Source organism: Caulobacter sp. SL161 (assembly GCF_026672375.1).
In the GTDB taxonomy this organism is placed as follows: domain Bacteria; phylum Pseudomonadota; class Alphaproteobacteria; order Caulobacterales; family Caulobacteraceae; genus Caulobacter.
The window spans coordinates 1,447,184-1,472,430 of the sequence record NZ_JAPPRA010000001.1 but is presented as its reverse complement, the minus strand read 5'-3'; the positions used below and the strand labels follow the sequence as shown (position 1 = coordinate 1,472,430).

The 25,247-nt window shown below is 67.6% G+C and carries 21 protein-coding genes and 2 pseudogenes; 16 read left to right on the top strand and 7 right to left on the bottom strand.

The window, feature by feature from the left end; translation table 11 throughout:
• The first annotated feature begins 9 nt into the window (after positions 1 to 9).
• Positions 10 to 447 (top strand): DUF1178 family protein, encoded by a 438-nt coding sequence (locus OVA11_RS07180; RefSeq protein WP_268066808.1) that lies wholly within the window; start codon positions 10 to 12, stop codon positions 445 to 447.
• A gap of 471 nt (positions 448 to 918) precedes the next feature.
• Here the strand turns inward: OVA11_RS07180 and OVA11_RS07175 are convergent, their stop codons facing one another.
• Positions 919 to 1,440, bottom strand: coding sequence for a hypothetical protein (locus OVA11_RS07175; RefSeq protein ID WP_268066806.1), 522 nt, complete (start codon positions 1,438 to 1,440; stop codon positions 919 to 921).
• A gap of 266 nt (positions 1,441 to 1,706) precedes the next feature.
• Positions 1,707 to 2,195 carry a hypothetical protein gene (locus OVA11_RS07170; RefSeq protein ID WP_268066805.1) on the bottom strand — a complete coding sequence of 163 codons (489 nt, stop codon included), beginning with the start codon at positions 2,193 to 2,195 and terminating at the stop codon, positions 1,707 to 1,709.
• Positions 2,196 to 2,381: 186 nt separating this feature from the next.
• Here OVA11_RS07170 and OVA11_RS07165 point away from each other — a divergent pair, with 186 nt between their 5' ends.
• The 9 genes and pseudogenes from OVA11_RS07165 to OVA11_RS07125 all read left to right on the top strand — a co-directional run.
• A complete protein-coding gene (locus OVA11_RS07165) occupies positions 2,382 to 3,536 on the top strand; it encodes a fumarylacetoacetate hydrolase family protein (RefSeq protein WP_268066804.1) in 1,155 nt (384 codons plus the stop codon).
• Between the two features lie 16 nt (positions 3,537 to 3,552).
• A complete protein-coding gene (locus OVA11_RS07160) occupies positions 3,553 to 4,989 on the top strand; it encodes an aldehyde dehydrogenase family protein (RefSeq protein ID WP_268066803.1) in 1,437 nt (478 codons plus the stop codon).
• A gap of 5 nt (positions 4,990 to 4,994) precedes the next feature.
• A complete protein-coding gene (gene xylB / locus OVA11_RS07155; RefSeq protein WP_268066802.1) occupies positions 4,995 to 5,741 on the top strand; it encodes a D-xylose 1-dehydrogenase in 747 nt (248 codons plus the stop codon).
• A 97-nt stretch (positions 5,742 to 5,838) separates the two neighbouring features.
• A complete protein-coding gene (gene xylC, locus OVA11_RS07150; RefSeq protein WP_268066801.1) occupies positions 5,839 to 6,705 on the top strand; it encodes a D-xylonolactone lactonase in 867 nt (288 codons plus the stop codon).
• Positions 6,698 to 8,473: a xylonate dehydratase XylD gene (gene xylD, locus OVA11_RS07145; protein ID WP_268066800.1), complete on the top strand. Its 1,776-nt coding sequence runs from the start codon at positions 6,698 to 6,700 to the stop codon at positions 8,471 to 8,473. The genes xylC and xylD overlap by 8 nt, the downstream gene beginning before the upstream one ends.
• 136 nt (positions 8,474 to 8,609) lie before the next feature.
• Positions 8,610 to 9,188, top strand: a complete 579-nt coding sequence (locus OVA11_RS07140) for a hypothetical protein (protein ID WP_268066799.1) — start codon at positions 8,610 to 8,612, stop codon at positions 9,186 to 9,188.
• A 120-nt stretch (positions 9,189 to 9,308) separates the two neighbouring features.
• Positions 9,309 to 9,545 carry a hypothetical protein gene (locus OVA11_RS07135; protein ID WP_268066798.1) on the top strand — a complete coding sequence of 79 codons (237 nt, stop codon included), beginning with the start codon at positions 9,309 to 9,311 and terminating at the stop codon, positions 9,543 to 9,545.
• Between the two features lie 55 nt (positions 9,546 to 9,600).
• A pseudogene (locus OVA11_RS07130) lies at positions 9,601 to 9,999 on the top strand (GNAT family N-acetyltransferase); the annotation flags it as partial.
• A 24-nt stretch (positions 10,000 to 10,023) separates the two neighbouring features.
• A pseudogene (locus OVA11_RS07125) lies at positions 10,024 to 10,177 on the top strand (hypothetical protein); the annotation flags it as partial.
• Positions 10,178 to 10,207: 30 nt separating this feature from the next.
• Here the strand turns inward: OVA11_RS07125 and OVA11_RS07120 are convergent.
• The 3 genes from OVA11_RS07120 to OVA11_RS07110 form a co-directional block, all read right to left on the bottom strand.
• Complete coding sequence (locus OVA11_RS07120; protein WP_268066797.1) at positions 10,208 to 12,406, bottom strand: TonB-dependent receptor domain-containing protein; 2,199 nt, start codon at positions 12,404 to 12,406, stop codon at positions 10,208 to 10,210.
• Between the two features lie 158 nt (positions 12,407 to 12,564).
• Complete coding sequence (locus OVA11_RS07115) at positions 12,565 to 12,960, bottom strand: type II toxin-antitoxin system VapC family toxin (RefSeq protein ID WP_268066795.1); 396 nt, start codon at positions 12,958 to 12,960, stop codon at positions 12,565 to 12,567.
• Positions 12,957 to 13,205, bottom strand: a complete 249-nt coding sequence (locus OVA11_RS07110; RefSeq protein WP_268066794.1) for a type II toxin-antitoxin system Phd/YefM family antitoxin — start codon at positions 13,203 to 13,205, stop codon at positions 12,957 to 12,959. Before OVA11_RS07110 ends, OVA11_RS07115 begins: the two co-directional genes overlap by 4 nt.
• Positions 13,206 to 13,470: 265 nt before the next feature.
• Here OVA11_RS07110 and OVA11_RS07105 point away from each other — a divergent pair, with 265 nt between their 5' ends.
• The 3 genes from OVA11_RS07105 to OVA11_RS07095 all read left to right on the top strand — a co-directional run bounded on the left by OVA11_RS07105 (position 13,471) and on the right by OVA11_RS07095 (position 17,647).
• Entirely contained in the window at positions 13,471 to 14,907 is a 1,437-nt protein-coding gene (locus OVA11_RS07105; protein ID WP_268066793.1) for a sugar porter family MFS transporter, read from the top strand.
• Positions 14,908 to 15,074: 167 nt separating this feature from the next.
• Positions 15,075 to 16,703: a family 43 glycosylhydrolase gene (locus OVA11_RS07100; protein ID WP_268066792.1), complete on the top strand. Its 1,629-nt coding sequence runs from the start codon at positions 15,075 to 15,077 to the stop codon at positions 16,701 to 16,703.
• Between the two features lie 86 nt (positions 16,704 to 16,789).
• Positions 16,790 to 17,647 (top strand): rhamnogalacturonan acetylesterase, encoded by an 858-nt coding sequence (locus tag OVA11_RS07095; RefSeq protein WP_268066791.1) that lies wholly within the window; start codon positions 16,790 to 16,792, stop codon positions 17,645 to 17,647.
• Here OVA11_RS07095 and OVA11_RS07090 read toward each other — a convergent pair.
• Positions 17,644 to 19,236, bottom strand: a complete 1,593-nt coding sequence (locus OVA11_RS07090) for an MBL fold metallo-hydrolase (protein ID WP_268066790.1) — start codon at positions 19,234 to 19,236, stop codon at positions 17,644 to 17,646. The two genes, OVA11_RS07095 and OVA11_RS07090, sit on opposite strands and share 4 nt — an antisense overlap.
• 129 nt (positions 19,237 to 19,365) lie before the next feature.
• On the opposite strand from OVA11_RS07090, the gene OVA11_RS07085 reads away from it, so the two are divergent.
• Entirely contained in the window at positions 19,366 to 20,133 is a 768-nt protein-coding gene (locus OVA11_RS07085) for a TIGR00730 family Rossman fold protein (protein ID WP_268066789.1), read from the top strand.
• Here the strand turns inward: OVA11_RS07085 and OVA11_RS07080 are convergent.
• The gene (locus tag OVA11_RS07080; RefSeq protein ID WP_268066788.1) at positions 20,130 to 20,726 is read right to left on the bottom strand and encodes a TetR/AcrR family transcriptional regulator; all 597 of its coding nucleotides are present in this window, start codon (positions 20,724 to 20,726) and stop codon (positions 20,130 to 20,132) included. The two genes, OVA11_RS07085 and OVA11_RS07080, sit on opposite strands and share 4 nt — an antisense overlap.
• A 186-nt stretch (positions 20,727 to 20,912) precedes the next feature.
• Between OVA11_RS07080 and OVA11_RS07075 the strand changes: the two genes are divergently transcribed.
• Positions 20,913 to 22,079 carry an efflux RND transporter periplasmic adaptor subunit gene (locus tag OVA11_RS07075; protein WP_268066787.1) on the top strand — a complete coding sequence of 389 codons (1,167 nt, stop codon included), beginning with the start codon at positions 20,913 to 20,915 and terminating at the stop codon, positions 22,077 to 22,079.
• A 12-nt stretch (positions 22,080 to 22,091) separates the two neighbouring features.
• Complete coding sequence (locus tag OVA11_RS07070) at positions 22,092 to 25,247, top strand: efflux RND transporter permease subunit (RefSeq protein WP_268066786.1); 3,156 nt, start codon at positions 22,092 to 22,094, stop codon at positions 25,245 to 25,247.

Sequence of the window (25,247 nt, the reverse complement as noted above, 5' to 3'; positions counted from 1 at the left end):
CTTAACAGCATGATCAAGTACGCGCTCCGGTGCGACCGGACTCACGAGTTCGAAGGCTGGTTCGGCTCGTCGGCCGACTATGACGATCAGGCCGCGCGCGGTCTGGTCGAGTGCCCCGTGTGCGGTTCGACCGGCGTGTCCAAGCAGATCATGGCCCCGGCCGTCGCCGGCACGAAAGCCCAGCGCTCCGCCGAGCCCGCCGTCGATGCCAAGATGCGCGAGATGATGATGACGGCCATGGGCGAGGTCCGCCGCCACGTCGAGGAGAACTTCGACTATGTCGGCGACGCCTTCGCCAAGGAGGCCCGCGCGATCCACGAGGGCGAGTCCGAAGAACGCGGCATCTACGGCGAGGCCTCGCCCGCCGAGGTCAAGGCGCTGGTCGAGGACGGCGTCAAGGTCGCCCCCCTGCCGCCGGGACCGCCGAAGAAGACCGAGGTGAACTGAGGGCGGTGGGCAGCTTTGAACCCCAGCAACGGGTAGTACGCGCCAATGCGCCTTGAATGCGGCACCACACTAACCATCTCCAAGTCGCCGGATACGGCGGGTTGGCTCAACTGCGGGACCTGCTCCGAAGGCTACTCCTGAAATTCATCAAGGAGAGCCACCATGTGCTCTATCGCTCTTTTCTACCCGGCATCTAGCGCCGGTAGAACCGCATCAAGTATTTGCGAACTCGCAGGCATACCCCACCAGAGCATTTCAGCGTCTGTAGCTCTGACATTCCTTGTTAGAGGCCCCCCGCTCGTCGACAACATAGCGGAAGTGCTTCGTCCATCCGAGACAGTCTATCTGTTAGCTGATGACGGCAGGTCACAGTGGGTGGGTGACACTCCTCCGCCCAGCGAAGGACTGCCAATCCTGGAGTGCGGCTGGCCTTTGATCGAGCGTGTTCTCTCGTAACGTCGAGAGACGCCCTCAGAATTTCGTCTTGCAGCCCTGCTTCAGATGCACCCCACGCAGGAAGCCGCGGCGGGCGAGGCCGGCGTCGACGGCGGCGTTCATCTGGCGGTCGGCGGGAGCCGCGCCGGTGACTTCGCGCACCAGGCCCCGGAACGGGATGATGCTGTTGATCAGGGTCTTGCCGCCGGCCTCGGCCAGCTTGCCGGCGCGGTTCTCGGCGTATTCGGCGCCGACCTTGTAGTCGGGACCCAGCGCCGCGTTCAGCGCCTTCACCTCATTGGCCAGGGCCTGGCAGGACTTCAGACCCGCGAGGCTGTAGGGGTCGTCAAAGGCCTTGGCCAGGACCGGCGGCACCTCGCGCTTGGACAGGCCGACGTCGCGCACCGGCTGGGTGCCGATGTCGACGGCCTTCTTGCCCGCCTCGCCCCAGCGGCCGGACGGTTCTTCAGGCTTGGCCGGCGGCTTGACCTGGGCGTGGGCCGTCGAGGCCAGCAGCACGGCGGCGGCCCCGGCGAGGATCAACAGGTTCTTCGGCATGGAAAGCGCCCTCCCGACAAAACACACAGCGGGAACGGCACGCCTCGGCGCCGGTTCCCGCCTGCAAGTCCCTCAGCGCGAACTCTAAGGTCTGTGCACGACCCATCGCCACCCCAAAGCGTGTCATCCCGGCCGGACCCCGGCGGAAGCCGGGGGGAGAGCCGGGACCCAGGGGCGGCGCGCGAGGCGCTTCGTCACCCCCTGGGTCCCGGATAGCGCTCCGCGCTTCCGGGATGACACGGGTTTAAGCGCTTGGGTAAGAACCTCTAGTTCGGCGGGCCGCCCGCTTCCAGGTCGAAGGCCGCGTCGAAGGCGTCGTCGCCAGGAACCGCCCCTTCCAGGGCGGCGTCGAACAGGTCTTCCAGCGACGACCAGATGAAGGCCATCTGCTCCATGATCGTCGGGACGCTGGCCGGGTCGAAGCCCGGATAAAGGTCCTCCACCAGCCACAGGCCCGTGCCGGGATCGAATGCGAAGCGGCAGCCGATCAGGCGGAACTGGGCGCGGGCCATGGTCTCGAACAGGGCCGTCAGGTCGCGGGCGGCGTCCAGGTCGTCGTGGTCCAGCACCAGGCAGCGGATCTGCAGCCAGCCGTGGTCGGGCAGCAGGTAGAAGGCGCCCTCGTCCTGATCCTCGCCCGAAACCTCCAGCCCCCGGTCGATGGCTTCGACGACATAGCCGGCCGTGCGGCAGGTGTCGGTGAGCGCGGCCAGCAGAGCGGCTTCCTGGTCAGGGGTCAGGTCGGTCATGGGCAAGAGGTCCAGGTCGTGGTTTGTCGGCGGCTTCTAGCATGGACCGCCCGCGCCCGTGAGGCCGAGGATTTCGCGCTGGTCAGACAACCTACTTGCCGTCCCCACATGTTAGCGCTACCAAGTGCCGACGAACGCGCGCCGCCGACGGTGTCGGCGCTTCAGACGCTCGAGTTTTGGGGAGACGACGCCGTGGGCGTGAGTGAATTCCTGCCGGAAGATTGGAAAGCCGCGACCCTGCTGGGACGCATCGACTTTGGCGAAGGCCCGACGCCCGTGCTGGTGCGCGGCGGCCGCGTCGAGGACGTGTCGAAGATCGCCCCCACTGTCGCCGACCTGATGAACGCCTTCCAGCCCGGCGCGGTGATCCCGCGCGGCGAGGACAAGGGTCCGCTGGAAGCCCTCGACATCCGCCCCGTCTGGGAAGACCCGGACGGCGCCGCCCCGGTCAAGCTCCTGGCCCCCGTCGATCTGCAATGCCTGAAGGCCGCCGGCGTGACCTTCGCGGTCTCGACCCTGGAGCGGGTGATCGAGGAGCGTGCGCGTGGCGACGCCGCCGCCGCCCTGAAGATCCGCGAGCAGCTGTCGGCCAGTATGGGCGGCGACCTCAAGAGCGTGAACCCAGGCTCGGAAGGCGCCGAGCGCCTGAAGCAGACCCTGATCAAGGACGGCCTGTGGTCGCAGTATCTGGAAGTGGCCATCGGCCCCGACGCCGAGATCTTCACCAAGGGCCCGACCCTGTCCTCGATGGGCTGGGGCGACCAGGTGGGCGTCCGCTATGACAGCCACTGGAACAATCCCGAGCCCGAGGTCGTGCTGCTGTGCGACGGTTCGGGCCTGATCCGCGGCGCGGCGCTGGGCAACGACGTCAATCTGCGCGACTTCGAAGGCCGCAGCGCCCTGCTCCTCAGCAAGGCCAAGGACAACAACGCCTCTTGCGCCATCGGTCCGTTCTTCCGCCTGTTTGACGAGACCTTCGGCCTGGACGACGTGCGCTCGGCCGAGGTCGAGCTGAAGATCACCGGCCGCGACAACTTCGTGCTCGACGGCAAGTCGAACATGAGCCTGATCAGCCGTGACCCGGCCGTGCTGGCCGGCCAGGCCTATGGCAAGCAGCACCAGTATCCGGACGGCTTTGCTTTGTTCCTGGGGACCATGTTCGCCCCGATCCAGGACCGCGACACCCCCGGTCAGGGCTTCACCCACAAGGTCGGCGACCGCGTCCGCGTCTCGACCCCCAAGCTGGGCGTGCTCGAGAACGAAGTCACCACCTGCGACAAGGCCAAGCCGTGGACGTTCGGCATCTCGGCCCTGATCCGCAACCTGGCCGGTCGCGGCCTCCTCTAATCCGAAAGACAGCGCGATGACCGACACCCTGCGCCACTATATCGGCGGCGAACGCGTCGCCGCCGACGCTCCGGCCGAAAGCCTGAACCCGTCCAACACCAACGACGTCGTCGCCAAGGTCCCGATGGGCGGCCAGGCCGAGGTCGACGCCGCCGTCGACGCCGCCCGCAAGGCCTTCCCGGCCTGGGCCGACGCCTCGCCGGAAGTGCGCTCGGACCTCCTGGACAAGGTCGGCTCGACCATCATCGCCCGCAGCGCCGACATCGGCCGCCTGCTGGCCCGCGAAGAGGGCAAGACCCTGGCCGAAGGGATCGGCGAGACCGTCCGCGCCGGCCGCATCTTCAAGTACTTCGCCGGCGAGGCCCTTCGCCGCCACGGCCAGAACCTGGAAAGCACCCGCCCCGGCGTCGAGATCCAGACCTACCGCCAGGCGGTCGGCGTCTACGGCCTGATCACGCCCTGGAACTTCCCGATCGCCATCCCGGCCTGGAAGGCCGCCCCGGCGCTGGCCTTCGGCAACACCGTGGTGATCAAGCCGGCCGGCCCGACGCCCGCCACCGCCAACGTGCTGGCCGACATCATGGCCGAGTGCGGCGCCCCGGCGGGCGTGTTCAACATGCTGTTCGGCCGCGGCTCGATGGGCGACGCCTTGATCAAGCACAAGGACGTGGACGGGATCTCGTTCACCGGCTCGCAAGGCGTGGGCGCACAGGTCGCCGCCGCCGCCGTGGCCCGCCAGGCCCGCGTGCAGCTGGAGATGGGCGGCAAGAACCCGCTGATCGTGCTGGACGACGCCAATCTGGAACGCGCCGTCGCCATCGCGCTCGACGGCTCGTTCTTCGCCACCGGCCAGCGCTGCACCGCCAGCTCGCGCCTGATCGTCCAGGACGGGATCCACGACAAGTTCGTGGCCCTGCTGGCCGAGAAGGTCGCCGCCCTGCGCGTAGGCGACGCGCTCGACCCCAACACCCAGATCGGCCCGGCCGTCTCCGAAGACCAGATGGAGACGAGCTACAAGTACATCGACATCGCGACGTCCGAAGGCGGCCGCGTGGTCACCGGCGGCGACCGCATCAAGCTCGACAATCCGGGCTGGTACGTGCGTCCGACCCTGATCGCCGACACCGAGGCCGGCATGCGGATCAACAACGAAGAGGTCTTCGGCCCCGTCGCCTCGACCATCCGCGTCAAGAGCTACGAAGAGGCCCTGGAGATCGCCAACGGCGTCGAGTTCGGCCTGTCGGCCGGCATCGCCACCACCTCGCTCAAGCACGCCCGCCACTTCCAGCGCTACGCCCGCGCGGGCATGACCATGGTCAACCTGGCCACGGCCGGCGTCGACTATCACGTGCCGTTCGGCGGCACGAAGAGCAGCTCGTACGGCGCCCGCGAACAGGGCTTCGCGGCGGTCGAGTTCTTCACCCAGACCAAAACCTCCTACTCGTGGTCGTAAGCAGCATGTCCTCAGCCATCTATCCCAGCCTGAAGGGCAAGCGCGTCGTCATCACCGGCGGCGGCTCGGGCATCGGGGCCGGCCTCACCGCCGGCTTCGCGCGCCAGGGCGCGGAAGTGATCTTCCTCGACATCGCCGACGAAGACTCCAAGGCCCTGGAGGCCGAGCTGGCCGGCTCGCCGATCCCACCGGTCTACAAGCGCTGCGACCTGATGAACCTCGACGCGATCAAGGCGACCTTCGCCGAGATCGGCGACGTCGACGTGCTGGTCAACAACGCCGGCAATGACGACCGTCACAGCCTGGGCGACGTCACCGGCGCCTATTGGGACGAGCGGATCAACGTCAACCTGCGCCACATGCTGTTCTGCACCCAAGCCGTCGCGCCGGGCATGAAGACGCGCGGCGGCGGCGCGGTGATCAACTTCGGTTCGATCAGCTGGCATCTGGGCCTTGAGGACCTCGTGCTCTACGAAACCGCCAAGGCCGGCATCGAGGGCATGACCCGGGCTCTCGCCCGGGAGCTGGGTCCCGACGACATCCGCGTCACCTGCGTGGTGCCGGGCAACGTCAAGACCAAGCGCCAGGAGAAGTGGTACACGCCCGAAGGCGAGGCCCAGATCGTCGCGGCCCAGTGCCTGAAGGGCCGTATCCTGCCCGAAAACGTCGCCTCGCTGGTGCTGTTCCTGGCCTCGGACGATGCGGCGCTGTGCACCGGCCATGAGTACTGGATCGACGCGGGCTGGCGTTAGGAGGCTGAGGTCGGCCGAGCGACGCGCGGGGGCTTCCCTGGGAATGCTCCACGTCTTATCGAACGGCCAACATCAGTTTTACGGAGAACGGTTGAGCATGACCGCCGTCACTTGCGTCTGGGATCTGAAAGCCACCCTCGGCGAAGGCCCCATCTGGACGGGCAACGCGCTCTGGTTCGTCGATATCAAGGGCCACAGCATCCATCGCTATGACCCGGCCACCACCGAAGTGCTGACCATCGCGGCGCCGGAACAGGTCACCTTCCTCGCGCCCCTGGCCGATGGCGGCGGCTTCGTCGCGGGCCTGAAATCGGGTCTTTACCGGTTCAACCCGCTGAGCGGCTTCCTGCCGATCGTGACTGTCGAGGCGCCCGAACTGGACAACCGCACGAACGACGCCACGGTCGACGCGCAAGGTCGCCTGTGGTTCGGCACGATGCACGACGGGGAAGAGAACAAGAGCGGCTCGCTGTACCGGATGGACGCCACCGGCGTCGCGCGAATGGACCGCGACATCTGCATCACCAACGGCCCGTGCGTCTCGCCCGACGGCAAGACCTTCTACCACACCGACACCCTGGAAAAGACGATCTACGCCTTCGACCTGTCCGAGGACGGCCTGCTGTCGAACAAGCGCGCCTTCGTGAAGTTCGCCGTGGGCGACGACGTCTATCCGGACGGCTCGGTCGTCGACTCCGAAGGCTATCTGTGGACGGCCCTGTGGGGCGGTTTCGGCGCGATCCGCTTCGCTCCCACGGGCGAGGCCGTGGCGCGCATCGCACTGCCGGCCCCCAACGTCACCAAGCCCTGCTTCGGCGGGCCTGACCTGAAGACCCTTTATTTCACCACCGCCCGCAAGGGCCTGAGCGACGAGACCCTGGCCCAGTATCCGCTGGCCGGCGGCCTGTTCGCCATCCAGGTCGATGTCGCCGGCCAACCCCAGCATGAGGTCCGCCTTGTCTAACCGCACGCCCCGCCGGTTCCGGTCCCGCGATTGGTTCGATAACCCCGACCATATCGACATGACCGCGCTCTATCTGGAGCGCTTCATGAACTACGGGATCACGCCGGAGGAGCTGCGCAGCGGCAAGCCGATCATCGGCATCGCCCAGACCGGCAGCGACATCTCGCCCTGCAACCGCATCCACCTGGACCTGGTCCAGCGGGTGCGGGACGGGATCCGCGACGCCGGGGGCATCCCCATGGAGTTTCCGGTCCATCCGATCTTCGAGAACTGCCGTCGCCCGACGGCGGCGCTGGACCGGAACCTCTCGTATCTGGGTCTCGTCGAGACCCTGCACGGCTATCCGATCGACGCCGTGGTGCTGACCACCGGCTGCGACAAGACCACGCCTGCGGGCATCATGGCCGCCACCACGGTCAACATCCCGGCCATCGTCCTCTCCGGCGGTCCGATGCTGGACGGCTGGCACGAGAACGAGCTCGTGGGCTCGGGCACCGTCATCTGGCGCTCACGCCGCAAGCTGGCGGCCGGCGAGATCACCGAGGAAGAGTTCATCGACCGCGCCGCCAGCTCGGCGCCGTCGGCGGGTCACTGCAACACCATGGGCACGGCCTCGACCATGAACGCCGTCGCCGAGGCGCTGGGCCTGTCGCTGACCGGCTGCGCGGCCATCCCGGCCCCGTACCGCGAGCGCGGCCAGATGGCCTACAAGACCGGCCAGCGGATCGTCGACCTGGCCTATGAGGACGTCAAACCGCTCGACATTCTCACGAAGAAGGCCTTCGAGAACGCCATCGCCCTGGTGGCGGCGGCCGGCGGCTCGACCAACGCCCAGCCGCACATCGTGGCCATGGCCCGTCACGCCGGCGTCGAGATCACCGCCGACGACTGGCGCGCGGCCTATGACATCCCGCTGATCGTCAACATGCAGCCGGCCGGCAAGTATCTGGGCGAGCGCTTCCACCGGGCCGGCGGCGCGCCGGCGGTGCTGTGGGAGCTGTTGCAGCAGGGCCGCCTGCACGGCGACGTCCTGACCGTGACCGGCAAGACGATGGCGCAGAACCTTGAGGGTCGCGAGACCTCCGACCGCGAGGTGATCTTCCCCTACGACCAGCCGCTGGCCGAGAAGGCCGGGTTCCTGGTTTTGAAGGGCAACCTGTTCGACTTCGCGATCATGAAGTCCAGCGTGATCGGCGAGGAGTTCCGCAAGCGCTACCTGTCGCAGCCCGGCCAGGAAGGCGTCTTTGAGGCCCGCGCCGTCGTGTTCGACGGCTCGGACGACTATCACAAGCGGATCAACGATCCGGCGCTGGAGATCGACGAGCGCTGCATCCTCGTCATCCGCGGCGCGGGTCCGATCGGCTGGCCCGGCTCGGCCGAGGTGGTCAACATGCAGCCGCCGGATCACCTGCTGAAGAAGGGGATCATGAGCCTGCCCACCCTGGGCGATGGCCGTCAGTCGGGCACCGCCGACAGCCCCTCGATCCTGAACGCTTCGCCCGAAAGCGCGATCGGCGGCGGGCTGTCATGGCTGCGCACCGGCGACACCATCCGCATCGACCTCAACACCGGCCGCTGCGACGCCCTGGTGGACGAGGCGACGATCGCCGAACGCAAGAAGGAAGGCATCCCCGCCGTCCCGGCGACCATGACGCCCTGGCAGGAAATCTACCGCGCTCACGCCAGCCAGCTCGACACCGGCGGGGTGCTGGAGTTCGCGGTCAAGTACCAGGACCTGGCGGCCAAGCTGCCCCGCCACAACCACTGATGCGAAGGGCCTTCGGAGCGATCCGGAGGCCCTTTTCCTTGCGCTCCCGGTCGTTCGCCCCCGCTTCACAACACCCTGCAGAATCGCATTTTCTCCGTCGCCAAACGCTGAAATGCGACGGGGCTGGGGGGGTGCCATGGAACTCAAGGAATATTTTCTAGGCCTGTTGGCCATCATCACCGGCCTGGCGATCACCGACATGATCCTGAGCGTGCACGGCCTGCTACGGCGCGTCAGCCGCGTGCGATGGGATTGGCTGCCGCTGACGGCCGCCGCCCTGGTCTTCGTCGTGATCGTCCGAAGCTGGTGGATCGCCTGGGAGCCCGACTGGATCAACACGCCGATGTGGCAGTTCCTGCTGATCCTTGTTCAGCTGACCTGCCTGTTCCTGGCCGCCAAGGCCGTGTTGCCGGACGACAGCGACGCCGAAGAGGTCGACCTGATGGCTCACTACTGGTCGCAGAACCGGTTCGTCTGGGCGTCCCTGATCGGCATGATCACGGCGTTCGCCGCCGCCTCGGTCTTCCTGCGCATCAACGATCCGGCGAGCCTGTCGGCATGGTTCTGGACGTTCGGTTGGGAGCTGCCGGTCTACTGCCTGCCGCTGGTGGTCCTGATCCTCTTGCAGCGACCGATCGTGCATCGCGCGCTGGTTCCCGCGCTCCTGCTCGCCTGGCTGGTCCTGAACGGGACGGACGTGATGCACTACAGCTAGGGCTCGGCTCTGGTTAACAAGCCCGCTCCGATCAACGAAGGTTTAGAAAACGTTAAGAACAACGTTACGAATTGTAAAATTCTTCTCTGGGTTGAAACTCATTTCGGGTGTATTGATGAGGTGTCGGGCCAGTTGTTGAGCGCGGACAGGATGTTGTCGGTGGGCCGAGCCCTTGATCAGCGACCGGAGTCGCCCAGCCTGGTGATCGCCACCACGATCCTCCAGCTTGGCCTCGTCGTTGTGGTTTGGCTTGTGGCGCTGGTCCCCGCCGCGCTGGCGGCATTAACGATGCTGGCCGTGACATCGGCGCGCGGCGCATTTCGCCGCTCGAACATCCGGCGCGCCCCCCGCCGCTGAGACCTTGGCGCGTCCCAGGGGCCCGGCCACTATGCGCACGACCGACGGAGGGCCCATGCGCGACATCGACTGGCTGCTGACCGACGCCCATGCGCTGCGCGAACGCGGCGAGCTTGATCCGGCGCGGGCGCTCTATGACGAAGCTCTGGAAAAGGCCCGGGCGACGGGGGAGACCGAGGGCCTGGCCAAGGCCCTGCGCCATGTCTCGGACATGGACCGCGAGGCGGGCCGCCTTGAGGCCGCCCTCGCCGCCGCCGAGGAGGCCGCCACGCTCTATGGCGGGTTAGGACGCGAGCATCGCCTGGATCTCGCCAACGCCCTGCGGCTGACCGCCCTGGCGCTGGAAGCGCTGGGCCGCCCCGCGCTTCAGCCCTGGCGCGAGGCGGGCGATCTCTATGCCGAACTCGACATCGCCGCCGGGCTGGCCGAGGCCGAGCGGCATCTGGGGTTGGTTGGGGATTGAGCCGACCGGACGAGGGGCGGTCGCAGAAGCGCCCCCTCCGTCTCGCTGCGTATCCGCAGCGATCCACCTCCCCCGCGTCGCGGGGCAGGAGGGGAGCGGCTTCCTCCTCCCCCGTGAGCGGGGGAGGTGTCGCGACGCCGATAGGCGGCGTGACGGAGGGGGCGCATAGGCACCCCTCCGCGCCCCGCCCGCGCCTCTCCTAGTTCGGGCCGCCCGTGCTGAAGTCGAACTGCTCGGGGCGGGGCTTGCCGCCGCCGAAGGCGTAGCTGAAGCCGATGAACGCGGTGCGGACATTGACCTTGGTCTCGTTGCGGTCGCGCAGGCGCGCGGTGTTCGTCACCCCGGCGATCTTGAAGCTGTCGACCACGTCATTGACCGTCACGACGAAGTTGAGCTTGTCGTTGACCTTGCGGCGATAGCCCAGATTGATCATCTGGACCGGCTCGCGGTAGCCCTGCGGCGTGATGCGCCGGCCCGAGGTGAAGGCGTTGACCTGGAAGAAGTCCTTCGGGGTGGCCTGATAGTTCACATTGGCCCGGCCCGACAGGGCGGTGTCCGAGCGCTTGCCGGTGAAGCCGAGGCTGGCCGCGTCGATCTCGTTCCAGAACGCCTGGCCGCTGACATTGTAGGTCAGCTTGGGCGTCAGGCGGCCGACGACCACGAACTCCAGACCGCCGTTGCGGCTCTTGGCCAGGTTCTCGCGGGTGGTCAGGAACACGCCGCCGCCCAGATCCTTGACCACGTCGGTCACGCCGTCGCGGGTGTCGCGATAGAAGGCGGTGGCCAGATAGGTCGTCGGACCCTTGCGGTACTGCCAGCCCAACTCGAACGAGTCGGTGACCTGCGGCTTCAGGTCCGGATTGCCGGCCCGGAAGTTATAGGGGTCCTGATAGATCGGATAAGGGTTCAGGTCCTGCGGGCCGGGGCGCGCCACCCGGCGGCTGAAGCCCGCGCTCAGGCTGTTGGCGTCATTGAGGCGGTAGCCGGCGTTCAGCGTCGGATAGAGCCGCAGATAGTCGTTCGAGCCCTTCTGACCCGTGGTGATCTGGTCGGTGCGGATCTCGACCTGTTCGGCCCGCAGACCGGTCTGGACCGTCAGGTCGCCGAACGGCCGCTCATAGGTGACATAGGCCGCGAACACGTCCTGGTCATAGGCGAAGCGGTTGGTGCGGGCCGGGTCGATACTCTGGCCACGCAGCGTCGCGCCCCGGGCGCCGTAGTTGTTGTAGTCGTTGTCGGCGCCCTCGAAATCCAGACCCGTCTTCAGCTTGGACTGGTTGGCCAGGGGCTTGGTGTAGTCCAGCTTCCAGTTGGCGCGCTTCTGCTCCGAGCCGAAGCTGAAGGCCTCATAGAAGTCCGAGGCGCCCGCCGAGTAGTCGGCGAAGGCGTCGCCGCCGCGCTTGAAGCGGGTGATCTCGTACTCGGCGCGCGAGGTCAGCTCGTGGCCGGCGCCGGTGAACTGGCGGCGATAGTCGCCGGCGATCGCCGAATTGTCGCGGATCATGACGCCGGTGCTGTCGCGCAGATAGGCCTGCTGGATGACGCCCGCGCCGTTGCGCGACAGATAGGTCTCGCGGCCGTCGCCTTCATAGTCCATGCCGCGATAGCGCAGCTCGGCCGACAGGCGGGTCTTCTTGTCGAGGTCGTAGTCGACGCCGGTGCGCAGCGACAGCGCCCCGCCCTTGTTCAGCACCTCGGCGGTCTGGTCGGCGTCCAGCACCGTCGCGCCGGCCGCGTTCAGCGACTGGCGGTCCACGATCATCGTCACTTCCTGGCGGTCGTAGCGATAGCTGGCGTCGCCCGAGAGCGTGACCTTGCCTTCACGGCGCGTGGCGCTGACCCCGCCGTTGAAGCGACCGTCGGGGCCGACATTGGCCCGCACCGTGCCCGTCACGCCGGGCTTCTGGGTCTTCTTGGTGATCAGGTTGATGATGCCGCCCGAGCCGTCAGGGCGATAGGCGGCCGAGGGGTTGGTCATCACCTCGACGCGGTCGATCTGGTCGGCCGGCAGCTGCTGCAGCGCGTCGGCGCGGTTGTCGCCGTTGAACATGCCTGAGGGCTTGCCGTCGATCAGGATGGTCACGTTCGGATCGCCGCGCAGGCTGACATTGCCCTGTACGTCGACCTCGACCGAGGGAACATTGCGCAGGGCGTCGCTGATCGAACCGGTCTTGGCGCTCAGATCATTGGCGACGCTGTAGCTGCGGCGGTCGATGTCGGTGCGCATGGCCGTGGAGTCGCTGCGGATCACCACGCCCTCGACGGCGGTCGGCGCATCCGAGGGCTTGGCCGGCGCGGTCTGGGCGGGGGCCGTCTGGGCGGGGGCCGTCTGGGCCAGACCGAGGGTCGGGGGAACGATCACCGCAGCGGCGGCGAGGAGAGCGAACTTCAGTCGCAAGGGAGACCTCAACTTCAAGCGTCGAGCGTTACGCTGCGGACGTCCGCGCGGTCTCGACCCCCAGCCGTAAAGACCCTCCGGCGCGCGGGAACAAATTTCTTTTCGGCAATGTTGCCGGTCGAGGACTCTGGGTGGCATTCGCGCCACACCCGAATATCTCAGACTAGGATCACCTGAGAATTGTAGGACGCCACGACGGCGTCATGGGTCACCAGGCGCAAGGCGTCCGTGAGGGCTTGGGCGATCAGGACGCGGTCGAACGGATCGGCGTGCCGTTTCGGAAGCTGCTCGACCATCAGGACCTGCTCCGGCGTGATGGGGATCACCCCATAGCCCGAAGCCTCGAAGAGATGCCGCGCATCGGCCGCGCCGATCGGCATGGCGTTGGGGCCGCTGCGGTTCAAGCCATGCTTGATCGCGATCTCCCAGAGGGTGGCGGCGCTGACATAGATGTCGTTGTCGGGATCCAGGATCAGTGCGCGCGCCGCGTCGGACAGACGCGCATCGTCCGTCAGCGACCAGAGCGCGATGTGGGTGTCGAGCAGAAGCTTCACCCGTTCGGTCCAAGAAAGAGCGCCGCGACCTCGGCGTCGTCGGCTTGGGGATCGGCCGGCGCGACGAACATGCCGGCCGCCAGCCCGATCCGACGTTCGATCTTGCGCCGAGGCTCCAACGCCGTCAGCCGCGCGGCGGGACGGCCATGGCGGGCGATGATCACCTCGTCGATCTCGCCCTTCTCCACCGCCTCGACCAGCTTGGAGAGCTGGCTCTTGGCGTCGTGCATATTGACCGTGGTCATCCTCGCGCTCCACTTAGCTAGATATAGCTAACATAAACGCAGGGCGCTGGGAACGCCGGGGGCCGGACAACTCCGCCGTCGCGGAAACCACCGCCCCTCTGCTATCGATACGGCCGCAGGGTGAGTCCCGCGCGTCGGCGATGTGGTCGTCAGAACCACCGCTTGCGCGCTGATACCGGTAACACTAATGTCGCCGGCAACCAGAGGTCCGACAAGGACCAGTAGGGCATCAACGGGCCGGTACGGCCCCATGGGGAGGACACCTGTGGCTTCAGTATCCAACGCCGGTCCCAGCGCCGGCATGAGCGCGGACGGCGGGAAGGTCAACATGACCTTCGTCGCCGCGATCGTCGCCGTCGCCACGATCGGCGGCTTCATGTTCGGCTACGACAGCGGCGTCATCAACGGCACGCAAGAGGGCCTGGAGAGCGCCTTCAACCTCAGCAAGCTGGGCACCGGCCTGAACGTCGGCGCCATTCTGATCGGCTGCGCCATCGGCGCCTTCGCCGCCGGCCGTCTGGCCGACGTCTGGGGCCGTCGCACCGTGATGATCATCTCAGCCCTGCTGTTCGTGGTCAGCGCCATCGGCACGGGCGCGGCCGAGAGCTCGATCGTGTTCATCATCTTCCGCCTGATCGGCGGCCTGGGCGTCGGCGCCGCCAGCGTGCTGTGCCCGGTCTACATCTCGGAAGTGACGCCCGCGAACATCCGCGGCCGTCTGTCGTCCGTGCAGCAGATCATGATCATCACCGGCCTGACCGGCGCCTTCGTGGCCAACTACGCCCTGGCCCACAGCGCCGGCAGCTCGACGGCCGAGTTCTGGCTGGGCCTGCCCGCCTGGCGCTGGATGTTCTGGATGCAGATCATTCCCGCCGGCGTGTTCTTCCTGTGCCTGCTGGGCATTCCGGAAAGCCCCCGCTACCTCGTGGCCAAGGGCAAGGACGCCCAGGCCGAGGCGATCCTCTCGCGCCTGTTCGGCGCGGGCCAGGGCGCCAAGAAGGTCGAAGAGATCCGCGCCTCGCTGTCGGCTGACCACAAGCCCAAGTTCTCGGACCTCCTGGATCCGACGACCAAGAAGCTGCGTGTCATCCTGTGGGCGGGCCTGGTCCTGGCCGTGTTCCAGCAGCTGGTGGGCATCAACATCGTCTTCTACTACGGCTCGGTGCTGTGGCAGTCGGTGGGCTTCACCGAGGACGACAGCCTGAAGATCAACATTCTGTCGGGCACGCTGTCGATCCTGGCCTGTCTGCTGGCCATCGGCCTGATCGACAAGATCGGCCGCAAGCCGCTGCTGCTGATCGGCTCGGCCGGCATGGCCGTGACCCTGGGCGTGCTGACCTGGTGCTTCTCGACCGCCACCACCGTCAACGGCGCCCTGACCCTGGGCGACCAGGTCGGCCTCATCGCCCTGATCTCGGCGAACCTCTATGTGATCTTCTTCAACCTCTCCTGGGGTCCGGTCATGTGGGTGATGCTGGGCGAGATGTTCCCCAACCAGATGCGCGGCTCGGCCCTGGCCGTCTGCGGCTTCGCCCAGTGGATCGCCAACTTCGCCATCTCGGTCAGCTTCCCGGCCCTGGCCGCGGCCAGCCTGCCGATGACCTACGGCTTCTATGCGCTGAGCGCCGTCGTCTCGTTCTTCCTGGTCCAGAAGCTGGTCCACGAAACGCGCGGCAAGGAACTGGAAGCGATGCAGGGGTGACCGATAATCCTCCCCCCAGCGGGGGAGGATCTAGAAAGATCAGACGCCCGGAGGCTACGCTTCCGGGCGTTTTCTTTCGCTCAAAACGACGATGACACCGGTAGACAAAATCGATGTTACCGCTATCTTGGGTTCAACAAGATAAGTTCGCGTTAGGGAGAAACACTATGGTCGATATCCATCGTCGAGGCGCTCTGGGCGCGCTGCTGACCGGTACCGGTCTGGCCGCCCTGCCCGCCGCCGGCCAGGCCGCCCCCGCCCAAATGGGCCTCCTTCCCGCCAAGCCCACCAGCGGTCCGACCTGGACCAAGGGGATCGAAGGCCAGCGCAAGGCCGACCTGGGCGACGGCACCTTCCTCAATCCGATCCTGACCGGCGACCGGCCCGACCCGTCCATCCTGAAGGACGGCGACGACTACTACATGACCCACAGCTCGTTCGACGCCTATCCGGGTCTGCTGATCTGGCACAGCCGCGACCTGGTGAACTGGACGCCGGTCGCCCCGACGCTGAAGACCAATGTCGGCTCGATCTGGGCCCCCGAGCTCTGCAAGCACAAGGGCCGCTACTACATCTACCTGCCGGCCAAGTTCCCGGGGAACAACACCAGCTACGTGATCTGGGCCGACAAGATCGAAGGGCCGTGGTCCGAGCCGATCGACCTGAAGCTGCCGCGCTATATCGATCCGGGCCACATCGTCGACGAGAAGGGCGAGCGCTGGCTGTTCCTGTCGGGCGGCGACCGCATCAAGCTGGCGCCCGACGGCCTGTCGACCGTGGGCAAGCCCGAGCATGTCTATGACCCCTGGCGCTATCCGGACGACTGGGAGGTCGAGGGCTTCTCGCCCGAGGGCCCCAAGCTGATGCGCCGGGGCGAATACTTCTACATGATCACCGCCGTCGGCGGCACGGCCGGCCCGCCGACCGGGCACATGGTCATCGCCGCCCGCGCCAAGTCTCTGGCCGGCCCGTGGGAGGACCATCCGCGCAACCCGCTGGTGCGCACCGTCGACAACGCCGAGAAGTGGTGGTCGCGCGGCCACGCCACCCTGGTCGAGGGCCCGACGCCCGGCGACTGGTGGACCGTCTATCACGGCTACGAGAACGGCTATTATACCCTGGGCCGCCAGACCCTGCTGGCCCCGGTCACCTGGACGGCCGACGGCTGGTTCGACATCGGCGGCGGCGACCTCTCCCAGCCTATTCCCAAGCCCAAGGGCGGCAAGCCCGGCCCGCACGGCATGGCGCTGTCGGACGACTTCTCCACCGACAAGTACGGCGTGCAGTGGAACTTCTTCGATCCCGAGCCCGGCGAGCAGGACCGCATCAAGCGCGAGGGCGGCGCCCTGATCCTAAAGGGCGCGGGCGAAGCCCCGTCCACGGGCTCGCCGCTGATCTTCGTCAACGGCGACCAGGCCTATGAGATCGAATGCGAGATCGAGATCGAGCCCGAGACCCGCGCGGGCCTGATCCTGTTCTACGATCGCCAGCTCTATTGCGGCCTGGGGTTCGACGCGAAGAACTTCGTCACCCACCAGTACGGCATCGAGCGCGGCCGCCCCGCCAACCCGCACGGCGCCAAGATGCTGATGCGGTTGCGCAACAACCGCCACATCGTCGCCTTCCACACCAGCGGCGACGGGGGAAAGACCTGGAAGCGCTTTGATCGCGGCATGGAAGTCAGCGGCTACCACCACAATGTGCGCGGCGGTTTCCTGATGCTGAAGCCGGGGATCTACGCCGCCGGCAAGGGCTCGGCGCGGTTCCGGAACTTCAAGTACCGGGCGCTGGACTAGCTCCCGAACATCCGAAAATCCTTGTCATCGCGGGTAGCGCTTCGCGCTTCCGGGATGACAAGCGTTGCTGGAGCTGCGGAGTTGTGATGCTGAAGCCCCTCCTCATCGCCGCCGCCCTCCTCGTCCTCCCCCTCGCCGCCCACGCCCAGGAACCGATCTTCAAGGCGTCGAAGATCGTGCTCGTGGGCGACTCCACCATGGCGGTGAACAGCGGCTGGGGCGGGGCGTTCTGCGCCACGCATGTGACCTCGAACATCGCCTGCGTGAACCTGGGACGCGGCGGCCGGTCCAGCCGTACCTATCGCGAGGAAGGCTCCTGGGCCCTGGCCCTGAAGGAGATCAGCACGGGCGGGTTCGAGCAGACCTTCGTGCTGATCCAGCTGGGTCACAACGACCAGCCCGGCCGCCCCGAGCGCTCGACGGACCTGGCCACCGAGTTTCCCGTCAACATGCGCCGCTTCGTCGAAGAGGCGCGCACGGCCGGCGCCAAGCCCGTGCTGGTCACGCCCCTGATCCGCCGGCAGTTCAAGAACGGCCAGGTGTTCGACGACCTCGCCCCCTGGGCGCGGGCGATCCGCCAGCTGGCCGCCGAGACCAACACCCCGCTGGTGGACCTGCATGCGCTGAGCCGCGACGCCGTCCAGGCCATGGGGCCCGTGGCCGCGCTCGCCCTGGCCCAGGCGGCGCCCCCGCCTGAGGTCGCCGCCGCGGCCGCGTCGGGAACCACCACGGGGGCGATGTTCTATGAGCCGGTCCTGCCCGGCGCCGCAGCCCCGCCCCGTCCGCCGGCCGCGCCACCCTCCCCGCCCGGCGCGATGGGCAGCTTCAAGCCGGTGTTCGACTACACTCACCTGGGCCCCGAGGGCGCGGCGCTGTTCTCGACCATGGTCGCCAAGGCGCTGGCGGACGTCGCGCCGGAGCTGCGGCGCAACCTCTTGCCCTAACCTAAGCCCTCCAGCGTCGCCGTGAGCGCCTTGAGCAGGGCCTCGCGCGCGCGGTCGTCCGGCGCGGCGGCCAGCGCCTGGCCCAGGGCCACCTGGAACGCCACCCGCTGATTGTGCCAGTCCAGCTTGCCAGGCGCGCCGGCCGGCAGGCGCGGCGGTCCGTCGCCGATCGGTCGCGCCGCGCCCACGCCGTCGAGCGCGAAGCTCTCATCCAGCGCCGGGATCACCAGGCGCTCGGCCGGAAAGTCCGCCTCGACCAGACGCCGCCGCAAGCCTTCGGTCGCGTCGGGTTCGCCGTGAGCCAGGAAGACCGAGCCCGTGATCGGCAGGCGATCCCTGGCCCAACGCACCAGTCCCGTCGCGTCGGCGTGACCGGAATAGGCGTCCAGCTGGCGGATGCGGGCGCGGACGCTGATCTCGTCGCCCCGGATCGTCACCCGGTTGCGACCGTCGGCCAGCAGGCGGCCCAGCGTGCCGGTGGCCTGATAGCCGCACAGCAGCACCGTCGCCTCGCGCCGCCACAACAGGCGTTGCAGGTGTTTGCGAACCCGCCCGGCGTCGCACATGCCGCTGGCGGCCAGGATCACGTGCCAGCCCTTCAGCCGGTCCAGGCCATCGCTCTCGGCGGGCGAGTCGAGGAACCGCAGATGCTGCGAGGGCCGCAGCGCTTCGAACGGATTGGTCTGGGTGCGCGGGTTCCAGCCGCGTTCCTGGAAGACCTTGGTGGCCTCGATGGCCAGCGGGGAGTCCAGGAAGATGTCGCCCCGGGGAACCTCGCCCTGCTCCATCAGGTCCAGCAGGTCGATCAGCAGCTCCTGGCTGCGCTCGACCGCGAAGGCCGGGATCAGCAGGGGCCCGCCGGCCGCATGGGCGGCGCGGACCTCGTCGGCCAGCTGCTGCTTGCGCGCGGCGCTGTCGATCCCCACGCGGTCGCGGTCGCCATAGGTCGACTCGATGACGAGGTGATCGACGCCGATCGGGGCGTCAGGATCGTCCAGGAACGGACTGCCGCCCGGGCCAAGATCCCCCGAGAACAGGATGCGCTTGGTCTTCCCCTCCGGGCCGACATCGACCGAGATCGAGGCCGCGCCCAGCATGTGCCCGGCCGGCCACCAGGTGGCGACGATGTCTTCGGCGATGCGAACGGGTTCGCCCAGCTTGACCTTGCGAAACTGCTTGGCCACCCGCTCGCCGTCGCGCTCGGTGTAGATCGGCTCGACCGGCGGGAAGCCGCGTCGCAGGTTACGGCGGTTTAGGCTCTCGACCTCGTTCTCCTGGATGCCGCCGGCGTCGACCAGCATGACGGCGCAGAGGTCCCGCGTGGCGGCCGTGGTGTGGATCGGCCCCTCGAACCCGGCCAGCATCAGCTTGGGCAGAAGGCCCGAATGGTCGATATGGGCGTGGGTCAGCAGCACGGCGTCGACCTGTCCCGCGTCGAACGGGAACGGCTGATAGTTCAGGGCCTTCAGGGTCTTGGAGCCCTGGAACATGCCGCAGTCGATCAGCACGGTGGTGCGCGGCGTGACAAGCCGGGCGCAGAAGCCGGTCACGCAGCCGGCCGCGCCGTGGAAGGTCAAGCTGATGGTCATTCGTAGGCCTTCCCGAGGGTCACAGCCCCGCAGCAGGGCTTGCGCGCGCCGCCCGCGCCCTGATCTAGGTCAAGTCCGTGCGGCGATCGCCCGATAGTCTGCGCCCAGAAACCCTTGCGAGCCACCATCGTGACCGACGCCCCCGACAACACCGCCCAACTGGCCTCGCCGTCCTATCGGCTGGCGGCGCTGGACCAGGATTTCCTGCTCGGCGACTCGATGCGCGGCGTGCGGTTCCTGCTGGAGTTCGCCAAGGCCGACGAGGCGCTGCGCCGCTGGGGCGTGCGCTCGACCATCGTGGTGTTCGGCAGCGCCCGCGTGCGCGAGGACGGACCGCCGCAGCGCGCCCGCTGGTACGCCGAGGCCCGTCGCCTGGGCCGCATCGTCTCCGAGCGTGGCGGGGCCAAGCATCAGAACGGCCACAAGGTCCGCGACAATGTCATCGCCACCGGCGGGGGCCCGGGCCTGATGGAGGCCGCCAACCGGGGCGCCTTCGAGGTCGGCGCGCCGTCGATCGGTTTCAACATCACCCTGCCCCACGAGCAGGTCCCCAATCCCTACTGCACGCCGGAGCTGACCTTCCGCTTCCACTATTTCGCGATGCGCAAGATGCATCTGGCCATGCGGGCCAATGCGCTGGTGGTGTTCCCCGGCGGTTTCGGCACCTTCGACGAGTTGTTCGAGATCCTGACGCTGCGCCAGACCGACAAGGCGCCGCCGATCCCCATCGTGCTGTTCGAAGAGGCCTATTGGCGCTCGATCATCAATTTCGAGGCCCTGGTCGAGCACGGCATGATCGCGCCGGCGGACCTTGAGCTGGTCCATTTCGCGGATGATGCGGAAGGCGTCTGGGACAAGCTGGTGGCCTGCGGCCTGAAGCTGCCGACGGGCGTCTAGCTCAGCAGATGCCGCACCGTGGATCGCAGCACGTCCGTCAGGGCGTCGCGGTCGAGGTCAGGGTGGTTCACGCCCCGTAGCAGCAGGCCGTCGAACAACAGGCCGACCACCTCGCAGCGCGCGTGGAACTCGGCCTCGCTCCATTCGGGCTTGCGGTCGCGCTCCATCATGGCGCGGGCCAGGGCGCGCTCCTGCTCGTCGGCCGAACGGACGATGGCGGCGACCTTGCAGTTGCGGGCCGCCTCAGCCACCACCTCGAGCGCCAGGGCCGCGCGGCGTGGGTCGAAGCACTTGTCGATGGCCTCGGGCAGGTGGTCGTCGATGGAGTCGCGCAGCGTACCCGGCTGTTTCTCCATCTCGGCGAACTTGTCGCGCATCTCGGCCAGGTCCTGGGCGACGATGGCGGCGATGATCGCCTCCTTGTTCTCGAAATAGCGATAGATCTGGCCGACGCTCAGGCCGGCCACCTTGGCGATGTCGGCCATGCTGGCGGCGTGGAAGCCCGACTGGCGCACCCGCTCGCACGCCGCATCCAGGATTTGCTGACGGCGCGTTTCCGGCGAGGGGCGACCCGCGTGTGTCTCGTCAGCCATGTGAAATCCTGATCGGCATCATATTTCCGTAGGGTAAGCCAAACTGTCGGCCCGGGGTGTTGACTTGCGACACTCCAGCTCTTATGTCCAGCCCACTTGAGAATGAACGTTCATTCTCACATTGTTCATCATGTCGGCCGCGTCAAGGGTAACAGCCCACGCGACCCTCGCCTCCCGGGGTCAAACATGCACTTCCAACGCTCGGTCGCGGCGACGACCGTGGGACTCGCCGCTATTGCGCTCACCCTCTCCGCCTGCGGCCAGAAGCCGGGCGGCGGCATGGGCATGGGCATGGGTGGGCCGACCGAGGTCGGCTACATCGTGGCGCAGTCCCAATCCGTGGGCCTCACCACGGAACTGGCCGGCCGCACCTCGGCCTATCTGGTCTCGGAAGTCCGCCCGCAGGTGAGCGGCGTCATCCAGAAGCGGCTGTTCGAGGAAGGCGCGGTCGTCCGCGCCGGCCAGCCGCTCTACCAGATCGACCCCGCTACCTATCAGGCCGCCTACAACAGCGCCGCCGCTGCCCTCGCCCAGGCCCAGGCCCAGGCGACCGCCGCCAAGCTGAAGGCCGACCGCTACAAGGCCCTGGTCGAGACCGGCGCGGTCTCCAGACAGGACAATGACGACGCCCAGGCCGCCGCCCTGCAGACCGCCGCCGCCGTCGGCGTGCAGAAGGCCGCGCTGGACAGCGCCCGGATCAATCTGAACTACGCCCGCGTCACCGCCCCGATCTCGGGCCGCATCGGCAAGAGCAGCGTCACCGCCGGCGCCCTGGTCACCGCCAACCAGGCGGGCGCCCTGGCCACGGTGCAGGACCTGTCGAAGGTCTATGTCGACCTGACCCAGACCTCGGCCGAACTCCTGAAGCTCCAGGCGCAGTTCGCCTCGGGCAAGGTCGGCCGCAGCGGCTCGGCCCAGGTGACGCTGAAGCTGGAAGACGGTTCGACCTATCCGATCCCCGGCCGCCTGGAGTTCTCCGACATCACCGTCGACCCGGGCACCGGGGCGGTGGGCCTGCGCGCGGTGTTCGACAACCCGAACGGCGTGCTGCTGCCCGGCATGTATGTCCGCGCGGTGCTCAGCCAGGGCGTCGCCCCGAGCGGTATCCTGATCCCGCAGACCGCCGTGAACCGCGATCCGAAGGGCGGCGCGAGCGTGATGCTGGTCGGCGCCAAGGGCCCCGAACCGCGTCCGATCACCCTGGGCCAGACGGTCGGCGACAAGTGGCTGGTCACCAGCGGCCTGAACGCCGGCGACAAGGTCATCGTCGAGGGCCTGATGAAGGTGCGTCCCGGCGCGCCGATCAAGGCCGTCCCCGCCGGCGTCGCGCCGGCCGCCCACGCTCAGCGCTAAGGCCAGCTCCCCATGCTCTCGCGTTTCTTCATCGACCGGCCCATCTTCGCGTGGGTCATCGCCATCGTGATCATGCTGGCCGGAGCGCTCGCCATCCGGACCCTGCCGGTCGCGCAATATCCTGAGATCGCCCTGCCCCAGGTGTCGATCTCGGCCAACTATCCCGGCGCCTCGGCCAAGACCGTCGAGGACAGCGTCACCCAGGTCATCGAACAGAAGATGAAGGGCCTGGACGGTCTGGACTACATGTCCTCGAGCAGCGACAGCTCGGGCTCGGCCACCGTAACCCTGACCTTCAAGGCCGGCACCGACATCGACATCGCCCAGGTCCAGGTCCAGAACAAGCTGCAGACCGCCACCGCCCTCTTGCCGCAGGAAGTGCAGCAGCAAGGCCTGACCGTCGCCAAGTCGGCGCGCAACTTCATGATGGTGGTGGGTCTCTATTCGAAGGACCCCAAGACCACCGGCGCCGACCTCGGCGACTATCTGGCCTCGAACATCCAGGATCCGCTGAGCCGCGTCGACGGCGTCGGCGACATCCAGCTGTTCGGCGCGCAGTACGCCATGCGCATCTGGCTGGATCCGCAGAAGCTGGCCAGCTTCAGCCTGACCCCGGCCGACGTCGCCACCGCGATCCGCGCCCAGAACGCCCAGGTCTCGGCCGGCCAGATCGGCGGAACGCCGAACCTGCCGGGCACGGGCCTGAACGCGACGATCACCGCCCAGTCGCGCCTGCAGACGCCGGAACAGTTCCGCCAGATCATCGTCAAGAACACCGCCGGCGGCGCCACCGTGCGCCTCAGCGACGTGGCGCGCGTCGAGCTGGGCGCGGAAAGCTACATCTCGACCGCCAAGTTCAACGGCTATCCGGCCGCCGGCATGGCCATCAAGCTGGCCCCCGGCGCCAACGCGCTCGACACCGCCGCGGCGGTGAAGGCCCAGATGGCCCAGCTGGAGAAGACCTTCCCGGCCAGCTACGAGTACGTCGTTCCCTATGACTCCACCCCGTTCGTGAAGCTGTCGATCGAGGAAGTGGTCAAGACGCTGATCGAGGCCATCATCCTCGTGTTCATCGTCATGTTCCTGTTCCTGCAGAACTGGCGCGCGACCCTGATCCCGACCATCGCCGTGCCGGTCGTCCTTCTGGGCACCTTCGGCGTGCTGGCCGCCTTCGGCTATTCGATCAACACGCTCACCATGTTCGGCCTGGTGCTGGCCATCGGCCTTCTGGTCGACGACGCCATCGTCGTGGTCGAGAACGTCGAGCGCGTGATGAGCGAGGAGGGCCTCTCGCCCAAGGAAGCCACCCGCAAGTCGATGAACGAGATCACCGGCGCCCTGATCGGCATCGCCCTCGTTTTGGCGGCGGTGTTCGTGCCGATGGCCTTCTTCGGCGGCTCGCAGGGCGTGATCTACCGCCAGTTCTCGATCACCATCGTCTCGGCCATGGCCCTGTCGGTGGTCGTCGCCCTGGTGCTGACGCCCGCCCTCACCGCCACGATGCTGAAGCCGGTCAAGGCCGGCCACCACGAGGAGAAGACCGGCTTCTTCGGCTGGTTCAACCGCAGCTTCAACGACATGTCGTCGCGCTACCAAGGCAGCGTCCGCAAGATCCTGGGCAAGAGCGGCCGCTGGATGGCCATCTACGCCGCGATCATCGTGGCCATGGGCCTGCTGTTCGTCCGCCTGCCCAGCGCCTTCCTGCCGGAAGAGGACCAGGGCACCCTGTTCACCCTCGTCCAGCTGCCCGCCGGCGCGACCGAGGAAAAGACCCTGGCCGTGCTCGACCAGGTGCGCGACCACTTCCTGGTCGGCGAAAAGGACGCGGTCCAGTCGGTGTTCACCGTCTCGGGCTTCAGCTTCGCCGGCGCCGGTCAGAACGCGGGTCTCGCCTTCGTTCGCCTGAAGGACTTCGACGTCCGCAAGGCGGCCAATCTCAAGGCCGCCGCTGTCGCCGGTCGCGCCATGGGCGCCTTCAGCCAGATCCGCGACGCCATGGTGTTCGCGGTCGTGCCGCCGGCCGTGTCCGAGCTGGGCAACTCGTCCGGCTTCGACTTCCAGCTGCAGGACGTCGGCGGCGTGGGGCACGAGACCCTGATGAACGCCCGCAACATGATGCTGGGCATGGCCTCGCAGGATCCCAGCCTGGTGGGCGTGCGCCCCAACGGCCAGGACGACACCCCGCAGCTGAAGATCGAGGTCGACCAGGCCAAGGCCGGCGCGCTGGGCCTGACCACCGCCGACATCAACAGCGCCCTCAGCGCCGCCTGGGGCGGCTCGTACATCAACGACTTCATCGACCGCGGCCGCGTGAAGAAGGTCTACATGCAGGCCGACGCCCCGTTCCGCATGACGCCCGAGGACCTGAACCGCTGGTACGTGCGCAACAACCAGGGCCAGATGGTCGCCTTCCCGGCCTTCGCCACGGCGTCGTGGACCTATGGCTCGCCGCGCCTGGAACGCTACAACGGCCTGTCGTCGGTCAACATCCAGGGCGCCCCGGCCCCGGGCAAGAGCTCGGGCGACGCGATCGCGGCGATGGAGAAAATCGCGGCCAAGCTGCCGCCCGGCGTCGGCTATGAGTGGACCGGCCTGTCGGCCCAGGAACTGGAGGCCGGCAATCAGGCTCCCGCCCTGTACGCCATCTCGATCCTGGTGGTGTTCCTGCTGCTGGCCGCCCTTTACGAGAGCTGGTCGATCCCGCTGGCGGTGATCATGGTCATCCCGCTGGGCGTCATCGGCGCGCTGCTGGCGACCTTCGCCCGTGGCCTCAGCAACGACATCTACTTCCAGGTGGGCCTGCTGACGACCATGGGCCTGGCGGCCAAGAACGCCATCCTGGTCGTCGAGTTCGCCAAGGACCTCTACGAGAAGGGGATGGGCCTGATCGAGGCCACGCTGGAGGCGGTTCGCCTGCGCCTGCGCCCGATCATCATGACCTCGCTGGCCTTTGTCTTCGGCGTGCTGCCGCTGGCGATCTCCAACGGGGCTGGATCGGGGGCCCAGCACGCGATCGGCACCGGCGTCATCGGCGGCATGATCTCGGCCACCCTGCTCGCCATCTTCTTCGTCCCGCTGTTCTTCGTGGTGGTCGAGAAGATCTTCAAACCCAAGCACACCGGTCACGACGCCGCCCAAGGCCAAGTGTCGTCGACGGAGGCTCACTGA

What these genes read in the sequence shown, in the direction of transcription:
- OVA11_RS07180 (WP_268066808.1), top strand. Translation starts at nt 10, where the DNA reads ATGATCAAGTACGCGCTCCGGTGCGACCGGACTCACGAGTTCGAAGGC.
- OVA11_RS07175 (WP_268066806.1), bottom strand. Translation starts at nt 1,440, where the DNA reads ATGCCGAAGAACCTGTTGATCCTCGCCGGGGCCGCCGCCGTGCTGCTG.
- OVA11_RS07160 (WP_268066803.1), top strand. Translation starts at nt 3,553, where the DNA reads ATGACCGACACCCTGCGCCACTATATCGGCGGCGAACGCGTCGCCGCC.
- xylB (WP_268066802.1), top strand. Translation starts at nt 4,995, where the DNA reads ATGTCCTCAGCCATCTATCCCAGCCTGAAGGGCAAGCGCGTCGTCATC.
- xylC (WP_268066801.1), top strand. Translation starts at nt 5,839, where the DNA reads ATGACCGCCGTCACTTGCGTCTGGGATCTGAAAGCCACCCTCGGCGAA.
- OVA11_RS07140 (WP_268066799.1), top strand. Translation starts at nt 8,610, where the DNA reads ATGGAACTCAAGGAATATTTTCTAGGCCTGTTGGCCATCATCACCGGC.
- OVA11_RS07110 (WP_268066794.1), bottom strand. Translation starts at nt 13,205, where the DNA reads ATGACCACGGTCAATATGCACGACGCCAAGAGCCAGCTCTCCAAGCTG.
- OVA11_RS07100 (WP_268066792.1), top strand. Translation starts at nt 15,075, where the DNA reads ATGGTCGATATCCATCGTCGAGGCGCTCTGGGCGCGCTGCTGACCGGT.
- OVA11_RS07095 (WP_268066791.1), top strand. Translation starts at nt 16,790, where the DNA reads ATGCTGAAGCCCCTCCTCATCGCCGCCGCCCTCCTCGTCCTCCCCCTC.
- OVA11_RS07090 (WP_268066790.1), bottom strand. Translation starts at nt 19,236, where the DNA reads ATGACCATCAGCTTGACCTTCCACGGCGCGGCCGGCTGCGTGACCGGC.
- OVA11_RS07080 (WP_268066788.1), bottom strand. Translation starts at nt 20,726, where the DNA reads ATGGCTGACGAGACACACGCGGGTCGCCCCTCGCCGGAAACGCGCCGT.
- OVA11_RS07075 (WP_268066787.1), top strand. Translation starts at nt 20,913, where the DNA reads ATGCACTTCCAACGCTCGGTCGCGGCGACGACCGTGGGACTCGCCGCT.
- OVA11_RS07070 (WP_268066786.1), top strand. Translation starts at nt 22,092, where the DNA reads ATGCTCTCGCGTTTCTTCATCGACCGGCCCATCTTCGCGTGGGTCATC.